The sequence below is a fragment of the Pseudomonas sp. NUPR-001 genome (assembly GCF_052147955.1).
In the GTDB taxonomy this organism is placed as follows: Bacteria; Pseudomonadota; Gammaproteobacteria; order Pseudomonadales; family Pseudomonadaceae; genus Aquipseudomonas.
The window spans coordinates 2,023,360-2,042,918 of the sequence record NZ_CP197353.1; the positions used below are offsets into that span (position 1 = coordinate 2,023,360).

Sequence of the window (19,559 nt, forward strand, 5' to 3'; positions counted from 1 at the left end):
GACTAAAACTTCTCCCGAAAAGGAACATCCCCATGACGCAGCTAACGTGCGCCGTGCGTACTTTCTTGTGCCTTGTTTTTGCTTCGGCCAGCGTCCTGCTGCCTTGGTCGCAGGCTCAGGCCATCACCCTCAGCGAGGCGTTCAGCCTGCAGTTGGACGTCAGCGCGCTCAGTGATTACCGCTCCCGCGGTATCTCCCAGACGCAAGGCGATCCGGCCCTGCAGGGCGCGGCCACGCTGATGCACAGCAGTGGTGCGTACCTCGGGGCCTGGAGCTCCAACGTCGACTTTGGCTATGGCAGCAGCACGCGCCAGGAGCTGGATTACTACCTGGGGTACTACTGGCAGATCAGCGATGACATCGCCCTGGACGTCGCCTATTACGATTACACCTACCCACGGCAGAGCGACCTGAACTACAGCGAGTATTACGCGCAGTTGTCGGCGTATGGCGTGAGCCTGGGCGGCTATTACTCGGACGACATCGCTGGCGATCAAAGCATGCTGTACAGCTACCTGGGTTACACCGCGGCGCTGCCGTTGGACGTGGCGCTCGACCTGCGTTACGGCCATGCCGATTACAAAGACCCGATCTGGATATCGGCTTCCGGCAGCACGCGCAACAGTTATGACGAGTGGGAGGTGAAGCTGAGCAAGGAACTGTTCGCCCTGACCTGGTCGCTGAGCTACATCGACACCGACCTGTCGGCGGCCGAGTGCGCCAACTACATGGGTTTTGATGATGTGTGCTCGGCGACCGTGGTGGCTGCAGTGAGTGCGTCGTTCTGACGGTGCCTTCCCGGGGTGTCCTGGCACCCCGGGTATTGCGCCAAGCAATGGGAGTCGTGGTGATGGGGTTTGAACCTAAGGTGCAGCAAGCGCACGACGAGGTCGATCAGTTGCTGGCTGCCTGGCAACTTGAAAAGCAGGTGTGGCAGACGCTGCTGCTGACCCTGACGGAAGGCACTTGGGAGCTGGAAGTGGTCAATGGCGACCCGCGCCATCCGCGCAATCAGATGCGCTGGAGCGACCCGTTCTGCAGTTTGTTGGGCTACAGCCGCACGGAATTTCCCGATGGCTGGGACAGCTATACACGGGTCACTCACCCGCAGGACATGCCGCGGGTGATGCAGTCATTCAATGCACTGCTCACCAGCACTGATCCACAGGCCGGGTATGTGGTGGAGTACCGCATGCAGCACAAAAGCCACGGCATGCTCTGGTTTCGTGAGCGCACCCGCTGTTTGCGCAATGAGCGCGGCCAGTTGTTGCGCATTGTCGGCGCCGTACGCTGCATTGCCGATGAAAAAAATGCCGAGGCGGCGCGCGCGCGTGAGCAGGCCTCGATCCAGGCCACCTATGGGCAAATTGCGCAACTGGTGGCAGTGATCAAAGGCATTGCCGACCAGACCAACCTGTTGGCCCTCAATGCTGCAATCGAGGCGGCACGGGCGGGCGAGCAGGGCAGGGGCTTCTCGGTGGTGGCCGACGAGGTCAAACAACTGGCACGGCGCACCCGCAACGCAACCCAGGAAATTCAGGACATGCTGCATAAAAGCCGGGAAAAACTCACCAGCGGATCGCCTCGCTAGCACGTCGACAGATCATGTAGGGCCGGGGCAAGGGCGGTATTTTTGCGCTGACGCTTATCTGTTAGCCTTGGTTTTTTGCGCGGCGATGTTTCCCGTCGGGCACTGCCATCGAGAACCCCTATGCCAATTACATCCCTCGACCCTCTGGACATGGACATTGTCCGCGAGCTGCAAGAAGACGGTCGTCGCGCGTTTCGCGAAGTGGCCCGCAACCTGTCGGTGCCTGAGGCCACGGTGCGTACCCGGGTCAAGCGCCTGCAGGATCAGGGCATTCTGCAAATCCTGGCGTTCACCAACCCGGCCAAGCTGGGCGAAGCCAAGCTGGCGCTGATGTTCGTCAACGTCAGCCCGCAGGATCATGATCGGGTGGTCGATACCCTGGGGCGCTGGCCTGAGGTCAGTTACTTGTCGACCACCATGGGTACTGCCGATATCTGCGTACAGGTGCTGTGCAGTGACAACGACAGCCTGTGGCGCCTGAAGCAGCGCATTCGCTCGCTGCCCGGCACCGAAGAAGTGCGCATGATGCAGGAAGTCAAAGTGCACAAGATCCGCTTCACCATCCCCGGCGGCGAGATCGACCTCTAACCTGTAGGAGCGGGCTTGCCCCGCGATAGCGATCTGTCTGTCACATCGCTTCGCGGGGCAAGCCCGCTCCTACCGGGATACCCCCCAACCCTCCCTTGTCTTTGATGCCCTGCACAGGTGCGTCCGGCTTTGCCGTGCGCTGCGCAAACCCGCGATCCTAATGGGTTTTCACTCGCACCATGCGCACCAAAATTCATCATGTGTTGCGCAAAGTAATTTTAGTTGTAAAAAAATGATGATTTTGCGCAATGTTCGTGGTTAATATTGACTCGTCGCAAGCAGTTATAAAAATAAAGCGGATGAGGTGTTTGCCATGCAACAGTGCCCTACTGGCGGTGAGCCGCAGGTTGAGTTCGAGAAGTCCATTCGCTGGTGGGATGGTGTCGCCATTACCCTCAGCTTGCCCGCTGCGTTGTTTGTCGGTCTGGGCTACTCCATTGGCGCCATTGGTGCCTGGGCCGCCATGGCCCTGTGGGCGCTGATTGCGGTCATCGCCGCGCTGCACAACTGGGTGTACTCGGAAATGGGGGCGATGTTCAGCCACAAGTCCGGCGGCATTGCCTTGTACGCCAACGAGGCCTGGAGCCAGCGCTTTCCGTCCTTGGGCCCACTGGCCACCTACGCATACTGGTTTGCCTGGGCCACCGCACCGGCGATCTGGGGCCTGGCGATTTCGCAGATTGTCACCGAGCAGTTCTGGCCAGACGCGCGCTTCACCCTCGACCTGGGTCTGCTCCAACTCGACTTGCCGCAGTTGATTGCCCTCGGCGTGGCCCTGGTGTCCTGGGCCTTGAGCATGATTGAACTGCGTTTCACCATGATCCTGATTACCCTGGCCGGTGTGTTGCTGATGATCCCCGTGGTGATCTTCGGCAGCGCCTCGTTCTTCGCTGCGCCCTGGAGCAGTGCGTCGTTCAGTTGGCACCTGGGCAGCGGCGTCGAAGGCTTGCGCAATGCGTTGGCCTGGTTGTTCGTGATGGCCTGGTCGGCGTATTCGGTCGAGGCCGCAGCCTCCTTCATTCCGGAATACCGCAACACCGTCAGCGATACCCGCAAGGCGTTGCGCGTGTCGGCGCTGATTCTGCTGCTGGTGTTCACCCTGGCCCCCCTGGGCCTGGTCGGCCTGCTCGGCGAGCAGACGCTGATCAACCAACCCAATGGTTTTCTGCAAACCGCAGCGAATGTACTGCTCGGCGGCGGGGCGGCATTGATCACCGTGTTGCTGATCGCCGGCGTCATGGTGCTGGCAATCATGGGCACTGCCGACGCTGCACGTGCCCTGTACCAAAGCGCCAGGGACGGGCTCACCGTGCGCCAGTTCGGTGTTCTCAACAAGCGCGGCGTACCGGCACGAGCGGTGACTTTGCAACTGGCCGTCAACATCGCCCTGGTGCTGTTTGTCGGTAACGCCCTGGCGGTGATTGTCGCCGGCAACGTCGGCTATGTGCTCGCCCATCTGCTGGCGGTCAGCGGTTTCGTCATGCTGCGCAAGGATCGTCCGCAGGCGCCGCGGCCCATTCGCCTGTCGCAGCGCTGGGTTGTGATCGCTGCGGCCCTGGCGTTGTTCGATGGCCTGATTCTGCTGGTCGGCATCACCAGCGCATCGGTCACCGGTTACGGCGGTTACAAGGAAGTGGCCATCGCCATCGCAGTCCTGGCGGTCTCCCAGCTGATGTACCGCTGGCGTCAGCACCAGGACCGCGCTGCGCCACTGGCACTCGGTAGCCAGTACTCCTGAGCGGCGTTGTAACCCCGCAACGCACGACCTTACTTTGATAGAAGGACCCTCCCATGAGTCATTCCAGCTCATATGGCATCGCTTGGCCAAAAAACAGCCCGGTGGCGGTTTCGCTGACCTTCGACGTGGACGCTGAAGCCGGTTTGCTGGGCGACAGCCCGACCTTCGCCAGGCGCCTGACCAGCCTGTCCGAAGGCCGTTTCAGCGTGACCCGCGGTGTGCCACGGATTCTTGAAATGCTGGCGCGGCACCAGATCAAGGCGTCGTTTTTTGTCCCCGGCTACACCGCCCAGCAGCACCCGGGGTTGATCGAGACCCTGCTCAAGGACGGCCACGAAGTTGGCCATCACGGTCACATGCACCTGCGCAGTGACAAGGTTTCGGCCCAGCAGCAAGTGGATGAAATGGGCCTCGGCCTGGAAGCCCTGGCCCGCGCCGGTGCACCGAAACCTGCCGGTTACCGCTCTTCGTCCTGGGAGCTGACCCCGGAGACTTTCGACCTGGTGATCGATAACGGCTTTAGCTACGACTCCAGCTGCATGGGCGATGACCGCCCGTACATCGAGACCTTCAACGGCCGCTCGATCATCGAACTGCCCGTGCATTGGTCGCTGGATGACTGGCCGATGTTCGGCTGGAGCATCGACAACGGCGGCAACTTCACCCACCCGCGCACCCTCAGCGAGGTGTGGCTGGCGGAGTACGAATCGGTGCGCCGCGAAGGCCGCCATACCAGTTTCACCATGCACCCGGAAGTCATTGGCCGTGCGGCGCGCTTTGCCCAGCTGGAGCGTTTTGTCGAGCGACTGGTGAGCGATGGCGATGTCTGGTTCGCCCGTCTGGATGAAGTCGCCCGGCATGTGGCGCCACACTTGGAGCAGCAACGATGAGCTATCAATTTCGCTCGACCCTGACCGATCCTTACGGCCGTGGCCGCGAGTTTGGCGAGTGCCACAGCGCGCAGATCCGCGCTTCGGTACAGGCCTACCGCGGCCTGTTCGAACGCACTGCTGGCGCTACCGTTGACCTGTTGGCGCTGGGCACAGAAGCCCTGCAACAGATTGCCGCGTTCGCACCGCCCCTGCACGAAGAAATCCGCGGCATGGCCGAGGGCAGTGGCATCGATGTGCGTGAGATCGGCGCGATCAACGCCCGTACGGAAGTGCTCGCTTACCTCAGTCGCCAGCGCAGCGCGGGCGCCGGTGAAAACCTGCGCGGCGAGTGCTCGACCATCGCCTATGTCGATCCTGCCGCCGCCGCGCCCGTCACCTTGCAAACCTGGGACTGGTACTCGCAATTCGCCGGCCAATGGCTGGTCTGGGAAATCCCCCATGGCAATGGTCGTGTCACTACTACCGTCACCGAGTACGGCATCGTCGGCAAGATCGGTGTGAACAAACATGGCCTCGGCGTGCATTTCAACATTCTTCACCACCGTAGCGACGGCGCGCGGATCGGGGTGCCGGTGCATGTCGCCTCGCGCTGGCTGCTCGACAGCACATCCGACTTCAACGATGCCTTGCAACTGTTGGCCGCTGCCGACTTCTCGGCGTCCAGCTCGCTGACGGTGCTGGCCTCCAAAGCCGGGGAGGCGGCCGCAGTTTCGGTGGAGATCTACCCCGAAGGCCCGGCCTTTGTGTTCCCCGATGAACACGGCCTGCTGCTGCACACCAACCATTTTCTCGACCCCAAGGCGGCGCAGGGCGACACCGAGTGGGGCGTTTACCCCGACACCCTGGTGCGCCATCAGGTGCTCAAGCGCCGCCTGGGTGGCCGGACCGGCCTGAGTGTCGAGCAGTTGCTCACGGCCATGAACAGCCATCTCGGCAGCACCGGCGCCCTGTGTTGCCACCCGGACCCGGCGTTGCACAGCGATCAGTACCAAACCCTGGTCACCGTCGCTATCGACGTCGCGGCCGGCACCCTCAACGCTTTGGCCGGTGGCCCCTGCGCCCACCTCAAGGCCCAGTGAAACAACCTTCGCAAACCCGCATCAGGAGCTCGTCATGCTGAAACTCAAACGCGTCGACAACATGGACATCCTCACCAACAACGTACAGGAGCTGGTGGATTTCTATCACGGCATCCTCGGCCTGGGCTTTTTCCTGCCCTACGTGGCCGAAGAGCGTTGGGCTGCCATCGATTGCGGCAACCTGACCCTGTACATCTTCCACACCGAGCACCAGGGCCAGGTCGAGCGCCGCACCGCGGTCAACCTGGAAGACGCCCCGGGTTTCGACTCCTTTGCCTTTGAAGTCGAGAACCTGGATGAAGCCATCGCCTACCTGGACGGCAAGGTGCAATGGGTCACCGCCCAGCCGATCGCCTGGCAGCACCCGAACGGCACGCACTACCGCTACCGCCCGATGTTCGACCCGCAGGGCAACATGCTCTACGTCACCGAACCGCACAAAGTCGGCGTTTGAGAGGGGGTGCAACCATGAGCGTTTCTGCAGAACACGCCAAGCAGGCGCCGCAAGCGGTACTCGAGCTGGCTGAAGCCGCACAGAAATTTACCGGCCGTGTGGCCTTGGTCACCGGTGCCGGTCGCGGTGCCGGTCGCGCCCATGCCCGACTGCTGGCCGCCCGTGGCGCCACGGTGGTGGTCAACGATATCGATGAGGATGTCGCCCGGGCCACGGCGGCCGATATCTGCGAAGCCGGTGGCAAGGCCATTGCCCTGGCTGCGGATATCACCCAGAAGGTCGCCGCCGAAGCACTGGTTCGCCAGACCGTGGCGCAGTTGGGCCAGCTCGACATCCTCGTGCACAACGCCGGGATGATCTATTCGCTGACCGGCCTGGAAGCCACCGACGACGACAACTTCAACCAGTTGCTGGCGATCAATGTGCATGCGCCGTTGTACCTGACCCGTGCGGCGCTGCCAGCGCTGCGCAACAGCAAGGCGCCGCGGGTGATCTTCATCAACTCGCAGTGGGGGCAGGTGCCTGATGGCCATTCCTACGCCTACATGGTGTCGAAAACCGCGCAGTTGGGGCTGATGAAAACCCTGGCCAAAGAGTTTGTCGGCGAGGGCATTTTGGTCAACGCCATCACCCCGGGCGCCATTCTCACGCGCATGGTGCCAGAGGAATACGTCGAGGGCGAGAAAGCCAACATCCCCTTGGGGCGACTGGTTCACCCGGAAGAAATTGCGGCAGCGGTGGCCTTTCTGGCCAGCGATGAAGCGGCCTTCATTAGCGGCCAGGTGCTGGCGGTCAATGGTGGTGCGCTGGTGGTGGGTATTTAAGTTAACGGCTTTGGTGAGGACATAATAATGACCCATAAAATGACTCAACGTCAGCGTGCTGAAGCGGCCATGCGTCGGCAGTGGTTCCCGGTGGCGCGCAGTGTCGACCTGGCAACACCACAATCGGCGACCCTGCTCGGCCAGCGTCTGGTGGTGTATCGCACCGAGTCCGGCCAGGCGGTGGTGCAAGATGCACGCTGCCCGCACCGCGGCGCCGACTTTGCCTTGGGCAAGGTCCACGGTGAAAGCATTGCCTGCCCGTATCACGGCTGGCGTTTCGCGGCCGAAGACGGCAAGTGCAGCCACATTCCGTCGCTGGAAGACCAATGCAAGATTCCACCCCAGGCGTCGATCAAGACTTACCCGGTGGTGGAGCGCTTCGCGCATATCTGGACCGCCCTGGAAGACCCGATCCAGCCGATGTACGACCCGCTGCAATGGCAAGGCCTGGACTTCGAATGGCTGGCGGCCGAGCCGCTGCTGTCACCTACCGGGGTAGCGGTGGCGGTGGAAAACTTCCGCGACGTGGCGCATTTCCCGTTCGTCCACGAAGTGTCGATGGGGCCGACGCCGCATGTGGTCGAGCCGCTTAACGTCCGCCGCGAAGGCCTGGATATCGTCATGCAGCGGCCCTTGCACGCCGGTGAAGGCGAGTGGGCCAACGACGGCGATTGCCTGATGTACTACCACTGCGCCGCGCCGGGTTTCTCCAGCATCACCTACGACTATGAGCGCCTGGGCAAGCGTATCGTGGCCGGCTTCCCGTCACCGGTGGCCTATGACGATGTGAAGATCTTCTGGGGTGTGGCCAACCATCGCGAGTTCAAAGGCGCTGACTTGGAAGAAAACCTGCGCATCGAGGAAATGGTGTACCTCGAAGACATGCCGATTGCCGCCGGGATCTTCCCGCGTGAAATCGACTGGGACGGCATCTTTGTCGAGCATTCGGTGCCGGCCGACCTGTTCACCTTGAACTACCGCCGCGCCTTCCGCGCCTTCATGGACCTGGCCGTCCCCGAAGGTAGTGCAGCCCCGGCCGGGCAGTGGAGCCCGGTATGAGCCGCGCAGGTGAACAACGCAGCGTATTGATCAGCGGCATGCGCCTTGAGGCTGAAGGGGTGATGTCGCTGGAGCTGCGGGCCGACGACGGGCAACCGTTGCCGGCCTGGGAGGCCGGTGCGCACATTGATGTGCACCTGCCGTCGGGCAGCGTGCGCCAATACTCCCTGTGTGGTGATCCGCATGATACGCAATACCTGCGCATTGCCGTGCTGCGTGAAGACAAGGGACGCGGTGGCTCAAGGGAAGTGCACGACAGCCTGCGCGTCGGTCTGTCGATCCGTATCAGCACGCCGCGCAATGCTTTTGCGCTGGCGCCGGCCGAGGCTTACCAGTTTGTCGCCGGGGGGATCGGTATTACCCCGATCCTGCCGATGATCCTGGCCGCGCAGCGCGCCGGTAAACCCTGGCATCTGGTGTATGGCGGCCGCTCGCGGCGCTCGATGGCGTTTCTCGAAAAACTCTTGCCGTATGCCAGCGAGCAGGTGCAGATCCTTCCGGCCGATGAATGTGGCCTGCTGGATCTGCAGCGTATCGCCGAACGTGCGGCGGCCGGCGCCGAAACCTACAGCTGTGGCCCGGGCGTGCTGCTTGACGCCTTGACCGAGGTTTTCCAGGCACAGGAACTGGCGCCGCGTTTGCATCTGGAGCGCTTCAGCGCAGCGCCGTTGCCGGTGAACAGCGCGGCGGGGGAGCTGACCGTGGTACTGGCGCGCAGTGGCCGGGAAATTGCCGTAGCGTCCGATTGCTCGATCATGAATGCACTGCGCGCCAGCGGCGTCGATGTGCCGTCCTCGTGCGAGCAGGGTGTGTGCGGCATGTGCGAGACGCGGGTACTGGAAGGCGACGTCGACCACCGCGATATGTTGCTGACGGCCGCCGAGCAGGCTTGCAACAACGTCATGATGGTCTGTGTATCCAGAGCCAAAAGCGCAAAGCTGGTGCTCGATCTGTAATTTTTGACTCAAGGTAGGAGCGGGCTTGCCCCGAGATTGCGGTTTGTCTGCCACATCGCATCGCGGGGCAAGCCCGCTCCCACCCCATCCCACCCCCCAACCCCTTCATAAATCATCTGTCTTGGCATGAGGATTCCTGTCTCTATGCTTTCAATCTGTATTCTCGAAACCGACGCATTGCGCCCCGAGTTGGTGGCCGACTTTCACAGCTACGGTCAGATGTTCAAGCGACTCTTTGAGCAGCAACCGGTGCCTGCACGCTTTGAAGTCTTCAACGTCGTGGAAGGCCACTATCCGGCCCCGGCACAATCCTTTGATGCTTACCTGGTCACTGGCAGCAAAGCCGATGCCTTCGGCGACGCCTCCTGGATTGTGCAGTTGCGCGCCTATCTGCTGGCCCGTTACCAAGCCGGGGATACGCTGCTGGGCATCTGTTTCGGCCACCAACTGCTGGCGTTGTTGCTCGGTGGCAGCTGTGGGCGGGCGCCACAGGGCTGGGGGTTGGGTGTGCATCGCTATGCGCTGGCGGCGCCGCAGGCGTGGATGACTCCCGCCGCGGCAACGTTCAGTGTGCTGGTGTCGCATCAAGACCAGGTCAGCCAACTGCCGCCGGGCGCAACGCTCCTGGCCAGCAGTGCATTCTGCCCGTTGGCCGCTTATTGCGTCGGTGATCAGGTGTTGTGCTTTCAGGGCCACCCGGAGTTTGTCGAGGACTACGCCGGCGCGCTGATGACCTTGCGTCGCGACCAGCATGAGCCCGTCTTGTATGAAAGCGCCCAGGCCAGCCTGGCAAGCGGTCACGACGGTGCATTGATCGCGCAGTGGATGATGCAATTTGTAGCCCTGCGCGTCGCTGCAACGGTGTAGTAAAGGCGTTACAACCAGCGGCTGTCGCGGGTGAAGCCAATGGTGATCCAGCGGTCAGGCCCTTCGCGGCCGATGCCGCTGGCAATCTCACCGCGCACCTCATCCAGTTGGTGGACGGTCCAGACGTTCATGCTTTCCGGAATCTGGATATGGATCTCGACAAACAGCCCGCGACCGATCTGCACCGCCGAATGGCTGAAGGCCTCGAAGCCGTAGCGTTGGCTCATGCGCGTCATCAGCGTACTGACCTGTTGATCCAGTTCGCTGGGGGTGATCTTCAATACTTGCCGCAGCGCTTTGATCACCGCCTTGGCCGGGCCTGGCATCAGCGCGATCGACAGCACCGCAAGAATGCCGGGGTCGATGTACGGCGTGAGGTAAGCGTAAGCGCTGCCTTGCAAGGCATAGCCAATCAGAAAGGCGGCCAACAATGACGCGGTGATGGAAAACGACATCCACCAGCTTTCTACATCCAGTGCAATCAGCTCGGAATTGACCTTACGGTTACCCCGCAGGGTGTAGCGGTGCATCAAGGCGCAAATGGCTGCAGTAACCGCCGAATAGGCAATCGCACTGTCGAACACCAGCTCATGACCGCCGTGCACCAAGGCGCTGACGGCATTGGCAAAGGCATACACACAGAGCATCAGCAAGACACTGCCATTGAGGGTCAACACCAAGGGCTCGATATGCCAGTAACCGGTCTGGAATCGGCGGCCGACGCCTTTGGCCAACAAGCGGGCAACCAGCAACGACAGGAACGCCATGCTCGAATCGATGGCATTGAACAGGCCATCGAAAACAATCGACTGAGAGCGGCAATACAAACCAAAGCCGATGCCGCTGGCGGCCATCAAGGCAGTGACCAGGATCGACACCTTGAGCAGGTGTTGCTCATATTTCTGGGGGCACAGAGACGGGGATTTCGGATGGGATAGCATGGCAGGCACGGCACTTTGTTGTGGCTTTTGTAGCCACAATGCTAAGGGCGGTGATTGCGCGTGTAAATGTTTATTCTGGTTTGTGTTGCGCAAAATAAACAAAAATAAATTTAATTGTTAATTTTGCGCAGATTTTATTGTCGCTTGCCGCTCTCAGCGCTTCAGCATCAAATCATGCAAAACACCAAACCTCAGCCCCGGCTCAGACGGCATCATCTCGGTAATGCCAAACGCTTTGAATGCCGCTAGGGTAATGGCCAGCCCCGCTGGCAGCACGCTATGACGATGCGGCTGTAGCCCTGCCAGACGCGTGCAGTCTACGTGACCGGCCTGTTGCAGGACGATCGACAGACGCAGCAGGCCACGGTAGGTGATCCCGCCTTCGCCGCAGTCGTTCAAGGCGTTGGCCCTGAGTACTTTGGCCAGCATGCGCGCGGTACCCGACGAGCCGATAGCTTGCTGCCAGCCCAGGTGACGGTAGCGGCGGGCGACCTTTTCAAACTGCAAGGTGGCCGTGCGTTCAGCGTCGAGCATGGCTTGGGCGCACACGCGACCTTCGGGGAAGAAGCGCGTGCTCCAGGTGCCGCTGCCAATGGTCAGGCTTTCGCTGAGCAGGGCTTGTTCGCCCCGGCCCAGGATCAGTTCGGTAGAACCACCGCCGATGTCCACCACCAGGCGCATGGTGTCGGCAGCCGGAATGCGATGGCTGACGCCGGTGTACACCAGCTTGGCTTCTTCTTCACCGGAGATCACCTCGATGGGAAAGCCCAGGTGGCGTTGCGCGTCGCTTAAAAACAGCCTGGCGTTGGCCGCTTCACGCACGGCACTGGTGGCCACCGCGCGGACACGTCCGGGCTCGAAACCACGCAGTTTTTTGCCAAAGCGTGCCAGTGCCTGCCAGCCGCGATCCAGTGCCAGCTCATCGAGGGCACCGCCCTGCAGGCCTTCAGCCAGGCGCACCGGCTCGCGCAAGGATTTCACCTCTTCGATGACCCATTGGCGGTTCCGTTTGACCGGCTGGCCGATCATCATGCGAAACGCATTCGACCCCAGGTCAACGGCTGCAAACAGGGAGGTGTCGCTTTTCATCGAGTGGTCCTTGCTCAATCATCAGGTGCGATGATTTTCCACTCGATTGATGACGCGAAGATGACAGGCTGTGGGAACACGTCCTGTGTGGGAGCGGGCTTGCCCCGCGATGGCGGCGTGACAGGAAGACCGCTATCGCGGGGCAAGCCCGCGCCTACCGTAGGTGTTAGAGGGGGGAGATTGTCCCGAGTGCACCGATGCCAATGGCCAGCACCAGAAAACCAACGACGAAAAGCGCAAGCTTGCCCATATGAACTCCGAATTGACCAGAAAAGAGGCAACAGGCGCCGCAGATCACTCAGCTACCTGATCAGGCACGCGGTGGAAGCGGCCTTGTAGGGCCTTCATTGTCGGAGTGTCAGGGTTTTCGTTACAGATGCAGATGGTCGAGAAAAAAGCGTATCAGATGAAAAACACCCCACGCTGAGCTGCCAGCGTGGGGCGTTTTTCTCGGTGCTGCTGTGTTTACCTCAGGTCAAAACGGTCCAGGTTCATGACCTTGGTCCAGGCGGCAACGAAATCCCTGACGAACTTGTCGTTGGCATCGCTGCTGCCGTACACCTCGGCCAGCGCTCGCAGTTGTGCATGCGAGCCAAACACCAGGTCGACACGGCTGCCGCTCCATTTCAGCTCGCCGGTTTTGCGGTCGCGGGCTTCATAGCTGTCGTTGGCGCTGGAGGTCGGTTTCCACTCCACGCTCATGTCCAGCAGGTTTTTGAAGAAGTCGTTGGTCAACTGCCCAGGCCGATGGGTGAACACCCCTTGCGCATTCTGGCCAACGTTGTTGCCCAGCACCCGCAGACCACCGATCAGCACCGTCATTTCTGGCGCGGTGAGGGTCAGCAACTGCGCCTTGTCGACCAGCAGTGCTTCGGCTTTGACCTTGACTCCGGCTTTGACGTAGTTGCGAAAGCCATCGGCAGCCGGTTCCAGCAACGCGAAGGACTCGACATCGGTTTGCGCTTGCGAGGCATCGGTGCGACCGGGAGAGAAGGGCACCACCAGGTTGTGGCCGGCGCTTTTCGCCGCTTGTTCCACGCCTGCGTTGCCCGCCAGCACGATCAGGTCGGCCAGGGAGATTTTCTTGCCGCCGCCCTGGGCGTTGAAGTCGTTCTGGATGCCTTGCAGCTTGCTCAGCACTTCTGCCAGTTGCGCAGGCTGGTTGGCTTCCCAGTCTTTTTGCGGCGCCAGCCGCAGACGACCACCGTTGGCCCCTCCGCGTTTATCCGAACCACGGAAGCTCGATGCGGCCGCCCAGGCGGTCGACACCAGTTGCGCCACCGACAGCCCCGAGGCCAGGACCTTGGCTTTGAGCGCCGCGACATCGGCGTCACCGACCAGGGCATGATCGACCGCCGGGATCGGGTCTTGCCACAGTAGCTCTTCGTTGGGCATTTCCGGGCCAAGGTAGCGCGACAACGGACCCATGTCGCGGTGGATCAGTTTGTACCAGGCACGGGCGAAGGCGTCCGCCAGTTGATCGGGGTTGTCTTTGAAGCGTCGGGCGATGGGCTCGTAGATCGGGTCGAAACGCAACGCCAGGTCGGCGGTCAGCATCCGCGGTTCCTGTTTTTTCGACGGGTCGAATGCGTGCGGAATCTGCCCTGCGCCAGCGCCGCCTTTGGGGCGCCACTGGTGGGCGCCGGCCGGGCTCTTGGTGAGTTCCCACTCAAAGCCGAACATGTTTTCCAGGTACTCGTTGCTCCATTGCGTCGGCGTCGAGGTCCAGGTCACTTCCAGGCCGCTGGTGATCGCGTCGGGGCCTTTGCCGCTGCCGAATTTGTTGCGCCAACCCAGGCCTTGTTCCTCCAGGCCGGCCGCTTCCGGTTCGGCGCCGACGTTATCGGCCGGGCCGGCACCGTGGGTTTTGCCGAAGGCGTGACCGCCGGCAATCAGCGCCACGGTTTCTTCGTCGTTCATGGCCATGCGGCCAAAGGTGTCGCGGATGTCTTTACCGGAAGCAATCGGGTCCGGGTTGCCTTCAGGGCCCTCGGGGTTAACGTAGATCAGGCCCATCTGCACCGCGGCCAACGGGTTTTCCAGGTTGCGTTCACCGGAGCCGGTGCGACTTTCCTGTTGGCTGGAAGAGGGTTCGGCCACCAGCGGTACATCGCCCGGCGGCTGTGCTTTGCCATAACGGGTGTCGCCGCCCAGCCAGACGGTTTCCGAGCCCCAGTACACGTCTTCATCCGGCTCCCACACATCGGCGCGGCCACCGGAGAAACCGAAGGTCTTGAAGCCCATGGACTCCAGCGCCACGTTGCCGGTGAGCACGATCAGGTCGGCCCAGGAGATGTTCTTGCCGTACTTCTGCTTGATCGGCCACAGCAGGCGCCGGGCCTTGTCGAGGCTGACGTTGTCGGGCCAGCTATTGAGCGGGGCGAAGCGTTGCTGGCCGGAGCCGGCGCCGCCACGACCATCACCGATACGGTAGGTCCCGGCGCTGTGCCAGGCCATCCGGATGAACAACGGGCCGTAGTGGCCGAAGTCGGCGGGCCACCAGTCCTGGGAGTCGGTCATCAGCGCCCGCAGGTCTTGCTTGAGAGCGGCGAAGTCGAGGCTTTTGAACGCGGCGGCGTAGTCGAAGTCCTCGTCCATGGGATCGGAGAGGCAGGAGTGTTGGTGCAGGATCTTCAGGTTCAGCTGGTCGGGCCACCAATCACGGTTGGTGGTGCCACCGCCAGCAGCATGGTTGAACGGGCATTTTGACTCGTTTGACATGACTGTTTCACCTCTGGATGGACTCACCCCACAATCCGACCCGTTTCAACCACTGGGTAGAGATGAGTGAAATCAATGACATAGGTTCAAGGCCAGCGGTTCGATCAACGAATCGGGGATGGCCATCACGGACGGTTCAGCGTAGCGGCAATCTCGTTATCGGACAGGTGGAGCACGGCGGGAGCGACGGCTATAGCCGCTGTGTTAGCGCCCTCCCAGAAACCATCCGGCCGGATCAGTGCAGCGATAAATATAGGCTAGACGTGGCGAAGAGCGAGGGCTAATAGCGCCAGTATTGCGGGCTGATAGACAGACTCTTTCAGGCGCGGGCAGGCGACAAGCAAATATGACTAAGCGTGGCAACACTGCTATTCCTAGGCTCTGTACGAAAAGTTTTGTAGGAGCAACTGTCTTGCACCACCTGTGGGAGCGGGCTTGCCCCGCGAATTCAAGCTTTGCTGCCGCGTTTCGGCAGATCGCGGGGCAAGCCCGCTCCCACAACGATGTAGTACTTTTCGTATAAAACTTAAGCGTTGATGCTTTGGGATAACCGTTGATGCTGGTCGTCGAACAGTTACGCAAATCGTTCCCCACTGCCCAGGGCCCGTTGCCGGTGCTGCAGGGCGTCGACTTGTGTCTGGCGCGAGGCAGTAGCCTGGCGCTGATGGGCGAATCCGGCAGCGGTAAAAGCACCTTGCTGCATTTGCTGGCGGGGCTGGACTGCGCCGACAGCGGCAGCATCCTGATCGACGGTGAACCGCTCGACGGTCGTTCGGAATCGGCCCTGGCGCGCTGGCGCCGGGAAGGTATCGGCCTGGTGTTTCAACATTACAACCTGATCAGCAGCCTCAACGTCGCGGCCAATCTCGCTTTTCAGGCCAGGCTGGCCGGACGTCACGACCCCCAGTGGCTGGATTACCTCACTCAGCAGTTGGGCCTGATGCCGCTGTTGCAGCGTTATCCGGAGCAACTGTCTGGTGGCCAGCAACAGCGTGTGGCGATCGGCCGTGCGCTGGCTGCACGCCCGGCGTTGCTGCTGGCCGATGAACCGACCGGCAGCCTCGATGAAGCCAGCAGTGATGAAGTCTTGGCGCTGATGCTGCAATTGGTTGGCGAAGCCGGCAGTAGTGTATTGCTGGTCACTCACAGTCCGCGTTTGGCCGCACGACTGCAGCGGCGCTGCGTGTTGCATGCCGGCCGTGTGCAAGCCGGGCCGGTTTGATGAACGCGCTACGGCTGACCTTGCAGGCGTTGCTCAGCTACTGGCAACGCCACCGTCTGCAGTGCTTCAGCATCCTCACCGGCTTGTGGCTGGCCACCGCGTTATGGACTGGTGTGCAGGCATTGAACAGCCAGGCACGTACGGACTACGCCCGCGCTAGTGCATTGTTGAGCGGCCCAGCACACGCGCAACTGGTCGCGCGTGACGGGCAGCGCTTCGATCAGTCGCTGTACCTGCACCTGCGCAAGCTCGGCTGGGCGGTGTCGCCAGTGCTGGAAGGGCGCTTGCGTGTGGCTGGCAAGCAGCCGGTGACGGTGCGCCTGATCGGCATCGAGCCGCTGAGCCTGGCACCCGCCACGCAGATTGCCGGTACGCAGGTGTCCGACTTCGCTGTAGCAGCGTTCATCAACCCGCCGGGGCAAGCCTGGGTCGGCCCGGACACCTTGCGGCAATTGGGGGGCAGAACTGGCGAGCCAGTCCTCAGCAGTGAGGGGCAAGCGTTGCCGCCGTTGCTGCTGCAGGCGCAGTTGGCGCCGGGCATCATTGTCGTGGATATCGGCCATGCGCAACGCTTGCTCAACGCTCCGGGGCAACTGTCGCGGTTGTTGTTGGCGGACAACAAATCGCCGTTGCCCGCAGCGATTGCCATGCAATTGGAACGTCAGCCATCCAGCGATGACGGTAGCCTGCAGCGCCTGACCGAGAGTTTTCACCTCAACCTCTCAGCCCTTGGCTTGTTGGCCTTTGTGGTCGGGCTGTTTATCGCCCATGCGGCCATTGGTCTGGCGCTGGAGCAACGCCGTGGCCTGATTCGCACTTTGCGTGCCTGTGGGATCAGCCGGGGCACGCTGCTCGGCGGCCTGGCCTTGGAACTGGGTGTGTTTGCCGTGTTGGGCGGTGTGCTTGGCGTGGTCAGCGGCTACCTGTTGGCGGCGATGCTGCTGCCCGATTTTTCCGCCAGCCTGCGAGGCCTGTACGGCGCACAAGTGGCCGGGCAGTTGAGCCTGCCGGGCAGCTGGTGGTTGACCGGTGTGATGGTGAGCGTGCTGGGTGCACTGCTTGCTGGGGTCAGCAGTGTACTGCGTGCCGCGCGGTTGCCACTGCTAGCACTGGCCCAGCCGCAGGCCTGGCGCTTGGCCCAGGGGCCGTGGTTGCGGCGCCAGGCGCTGGTGGCGGGGTTGTTGCTGTTAGTCGCGTTTGCCTGTTGGCGATTCGGTAACGGTCTGCCCAGTGCCTTCCTGATGCTCGCCGCGCTACTGCTGGCCGCTGCGCTGCTGTTGCCGGGTACGCTTGAGCTCGCCCTGGCCGCAGGGGCGCGTGGCCGTCGTCGGCCGTTGACGCAATGGTTCATTGCCGATTGCCGGCAGCAATTGCCGGCCTTGAGCCTGGCGCTGATGGCCTTGCTGCTGGCCCTGGCTGCCAGTGTCGGCGTCGGCAGCATGACCGAGGGTTTTCGCAAAACGTTCACCATATGGATCGATCAGCGCCTGGCCGCCGACCTTTACGTGACGCCGCGCGACAGTGAGCAGGGCCTGCAAATCAGTGACTGGTTGCGTCAGCAACCGGACGTTACCGCGGTGCTGCCCAGCTGGAGTCTGGAGCTGCGCGTGCAAGGCTGGCCGGTGCAGGTGCAGGGCATCGTCGATTATCCCGGCTACCGCACCCGCTGGCCGCTATTGGAGCGCAGCGCACAGGCCTGGGCGCAGTTGGCCAGCGGTGAGGGGCTGATGCTCAGTGAGCAACTGGCCCGACGTTTGGCGGTGAAGGTGGGCGAGCGCCTTGCGCTACCGCTTGAGCCTGCGCAACACATGACGGTGGTGGGTATCTACGCGGACTATGGCAACCCCAAGGGGCATGTGCTGGTCAATGCCGACTGGCTGCGCGGGCATCGGCCAGTGGCGGCGCTGGGCGCTATCAGCGTCAATCTGCCTGCCGAGCGGGTGCCGCTGCTCAAGGCGCAGCTGCAGTCGCGTTTTGCGCTGGATGACAGCCGCGTTGTCGAGCAAAGCACTTTGAAACGCTGGTCCACCGAGGTTTTCAGCCGTACCTTTGCCGCCACCTCGGCGCTCAACAGCCTGACCCTCGGGGTTGCCGGTATCGCCTTGTTCATCAGCCTGCTGAGCCTGGGGCAGCAGCGTCTGGGGCAGTTGGCGCCGCTGTGGGCACTGGGGGTGCAGCGGCGGCAACTGGTCTGGCTGGCGTTGGGGCAAACGTTGATGTTGAGCACCCTCACGGTGGTGCTGGCGATACCCTTGGGGGTGTTGCTCGCCTGGTGCCTGGTGGCTGTGGTCAATGTGCAGGCTTTTGGCTGGCGCTTGCCGTTGCAGGTGTTCCCCGGGCAGTTGCTGCAGTTGGCCGTGCTCGGGGTGGTGACCAGCCTGCTGGCCAGTGTCTGGCCGTTGTGGCAACTGGCGCGGCGTCAGCCGGGCGAACTGCTGAGGCAATTTGCCGATGAGAGCTGAAACTTGCGGGTTGCTGAGCCTGTTGCTGCTGGTCGGGTGTGATCAACCTGAGTCGCCTGGCAACGGCTTTGCCGGGCTTGGTCAGCAGGCCAATACGTTCGCGCAGGTAACGCGTAATCAGCCCTTGGTTTTTCCTCGTGACCATGGCCCGCACAACGGTTTTCGTATCGAGTGGTGGTACATCACCGCCAACCTGCAAGACGCCCAGGGGCGCGCCTGGGGCGCGCAATGGACCTTGTTCCGCTCGGCACTGCGCAGTGGCGCGGAAACCGCCGGCTGGGACAGTCCCAACCTGTGGCTGGGGCATGCCGCGCTGACCGGACCGGGCGGCCACCAGTCCAGTGAAACGGCGGCGCGTGGCGGGGTGGGGCAGGCGGGTGTCGAAGCGCAGCCGTTTCGGGCCTGGATAAACGACTGGTCGCTGCAGGGGGACGATGGCATCGAGCACCTGCAGATGAGCGCGGGTGGTCAGGGCTTTGCCTACCGTCTGAACCTGCGTAGCGGCGGCCCGCTGGTGTTGCACGGTGATCAGGGTTACAGCGAAAAATCTGGCCAGGGTCAGGCGTCTTACTATTACAGCCAACCGTTTTACCGGGTCAGTGGCGAGGTTGAGCGTGATGGACAACGAGTTGCCGTCACCGGCAATGCCTGGCTCGACCGCGAATGGAGCAGCCAACCGCTGGCGGCCGGGCAGTCGGGGTGGGACTGGTTTTCCCTGCATCTGGACAGTGGCGCAAAAGTGATGCTGTTTCGCGTACGTGAGGCCAAGGGCAGGGGGTATTACGCTGGCACTTGGGTTGATGCTGCTGGGAAAAGCCAGGCGCTCAAAGGGGAGCAGATAGAGCTGCAGCCGCTGGCCTGGACCCCCCAGGAAAACGGCAAGCAGCTGCCGACGCGCTGGCGGGTGCAGGTGCCCTTGCATGAGCTGGATGTGCAACTGGATGCCGTGGAGCCCAAGGCCTGGATGAACACCCGTTTCCCTTACTGGGAGGGACCGGTGCACATCAGCGGCAGCGTCGCCGGCACCGGCTACCTGGAAATGACCGGCTACTGACTACCCTCGGTAGGAGCGGGC

At 62.2% G+C, this 19,559-nt stretch carries 16 protein-coding genes and 2 pseudogenes; 15 read left to right on the forward strand and 3 right to left on the reverse strand.

Annotated elements, in window-relative coordinates; all coding sequences use genetic code 11:
* Positions 1–32: 32 nt before the first annotated feature.
* The 12 genes and pseudogenes from ACP6KB_RS09335 (at position 33) to ACP6KB_RS09390 (ending at position 10,049) form a co-directional block, all read left to right on the forward strand.
* Positions 33–788 carry a TorF family putative porin gene (locus tag ACP6KB_RS09335; protein ID WP_442113442.1) on the forward strand — a complete coding sequence of 252 codons (756 nt, stop codon included), beginning with the start codon at positions 33–35 and terminating at the stop codon, positions 786–788.
* A 227-nt stretch (positions 789–1,015) separates the two neighbouring features.
* A pseudogene (locus ACP6KB_RS09340) lies at positions 1,016–1,273 on the forward strand (PAS domain-containing protein); the annotation flags it as partial.
* A 111-nt stretch (positions 1,274–1,384) separates the two neighbouring features.
* Positions 1,385–1,517: pseudogene (locus tag ACP6KB_RS09345) on the forward strand (methyl-accepting chemotaxis protein); the annotation flags it as partial.
* Positions 1,518–1,711: 194 nt separating this feature from the next.
* Positions 1,712–2,179: an Lrp/AsnC family transcriptional regulator gene (locus ACP6KB_RS09350; protein ID WP_442113443.1), complete on the forward strand. Its 468-nt coding sequence runs from the start codon at positions 1,712–1,714 to the stop codon at positions 2,177–2,179.
* A 313-nt stretch (positions 2,180–2,492) separates the two neighbouring features.
* Complete coding sequence (locus ACP6KB_RS09355) at positions 2,493–3,917, forward strand: APC family permease (protein WP_442113444.1); 1,425 nt, start codon at positions 2,493–2,495, stop codon at positions 3,915–3,917.
* Between the two features lie 53 nt (positions 3,918–3,970).
* Positions 3,971–4,807 carry a polysaccharide deacetylase family protein gene (locus ACP6KB_RS09360; protein ID WP_442113445.1) on the forward strand — a complete coding sequence of 279 codons (837 nt, stop codon included), beginning with the start codon at positions 3,971–3,973 and terminating at the stop codon, positions 4,805–4,807.
* Positions 4,804–5,889, forward strand: coding sequence for a C45 family autoproteolytic acyltransferase/hydolase (locus ACP6KB_RS09365; protein ID WP_442113446.1), 1,086 nt, complete (start codon positions 4,804–4,806; stop codon positions 5,887–5,889). Before ACP6KB_RS09360 ends, ACP6KB_RS09365 begins: the two co-directional genes overlap by 4 nt.
* A gap of 34 nt (positions 5,890–5,923) precedes the next feature.
* Positions 5,924–6,343 (forward strand): VOC family protein, encoded by a 420-nt coding sequence (locus ACP6KB_RS09370; RefSeq protein ID WP_442113447.1) that lies wholly within the window; start codon positions 5,924–5,926, stop codon positions 6,341–6,343.
* A gap of 14 nt (positions 6,344–6,357) precedes the next feature.
* Entirely contained in the window at positions 6,358–7,167 is an 810-nt protein-coding gene (locus ACP6KB_RS09375) for an SDR family NAD(P)-dependent oxidoreductase (protein ID WP_442113448.1), read from the forward strand.
* Between the two features lie 27 nt (positions 7,168–7,194).
* Positions 7,195–8,226, forward strand: a complete 1,032-nt coding sequence (locus ACP6KB_RS09380; protein ID WP_442113449.1) for a Rieske 2Fe-2S domain-containing protein — start codon at positions 7,195–7,197, stop codon at positions 8,224–8,226.
* Positions 8,223–9,182, forward strand: coding sequence for a PDR/VanB family oxidoreductase (locus tag ACP6KB_RS09385; protein WP_442113450.1), 960 nt, complete (start codon positions 8,223–8,225; stop codon positions 9,180–9,182). Before ACP6KB_RS09380 ends, ACP6KB_RS09385 begins: the two co-directional genes overlap by 4 nt.
* Before the next feature lie 144 nt (positions 9,183–9,326).
* Positions 9,327–10,049, forward strand: a complete 723-nt coding sequence (locus tag ACP6KB_RS09390; protein ID WP_442113451.1) for an amidotransferase — start codon at positions 9,327–9,329, stop codon at positions 10,047–10,049.
* Between the two features lie 8 nt (positions 10,050–10,057).
* Here the strand turns inward: ACP6KB_RS09390 and ACP6KB_RS09395 are convergent, their stop codons facing one another.
* The 3 genes from ACP6KB_RS09395 to katG form a co-directional block, all read right to left on the reverse strand.
* The gene (locus ACP6KB_RS09395) at positions 10,058–10,990 is read right to left on the reverse strand and encodes a cation diffusion facilitator family transporter (RefSeq protein ID WP_442113452.1); all 933 of its coding nucleotides are present in this window, start codon (positions 10,988–10,990) and stop codon (positions 10,058–10,060) included.
* Between the two features lie 153 nt (positions 10,991–11,143).
* The gene (locus tag ACP6KB_RS09400; protein ID WP_442113453.1) at positions 11,144–12,079 is read right to left on the reverse strand and encodes a Ppx/GppA phosphatase family protein; all 936 of its coding nucleotides are present in this window, start codon (positions 12,077–12,079) and stop codon (positions 11,144–11,146) included.
* Between the two features lie 465 nt (positions 12,080–12,544).
* Complete coding sequence (gene katG / locus ACP6KB_RS09405; RefSeq protein WP_442113454.1) at positions 12,545–14,800, reverse strand: catalase/peroxidase HPI; 2,256 nt, start codon at positions 14,798–14,800, stop codon at positions 12,545–12,547.
* Between the two features lie 556 nt (positions 14,801–15,356).
* Here katG and ACP6KB_RS09410 point away from each other — a divergent pair.
* Genes ACP6KB_RS09410 through ACP6KB_RS09420 form a run of 3 tightly spaced genes read left to right on the forward strand, consistent with a single transcriptional unit; the run spans position 15,357 to position 19,538 of the window.
* Positions 15,357–16,022 (forward strand): ABC transporter ATP-binding protein, encoded by a 666-nt coding sequence (locus ACP6KB_RS09410; RefSeq protein ID WP_442113455.1) that lies wholly within the window; start codon positions 15,357–15,359, stop codon positions 16,020–16,022.
* Positions 16,022–18,484: an FtsX-like permease family protein gene (locus tag ACP6KB_RS09415; protein WP_442113456.1), complete on the forward strand. Its 2,463-nt coding sequence runs from the start codon at positions 16,022–16,024 to the stop codon at positions 18,482–18,484. The genes ACP6KB_RS09410 and ACP6KB_RS09415 overlap by 1 nt, the downstream gene beginning before the upstream one ends.
* Positions 18,474–19,538: a lipocalin-like domain-containing protein gene (locus tag ACP6KB_RS09420; protein WP_442113457.1), complete on the forward strand. Its 1,065-nt coding sequence runs from the start codon at positions 18,474–18,476 to the stop codon at positions 19,536–19,538. The genes ACP6KB_RS09415 and ACP6KB_RS09420 overlap by 11 nt, the downstream gene beginning before the upstream one ends.
* Positions 19,539–19,559 lie beyond the last annotated feature (21 nt).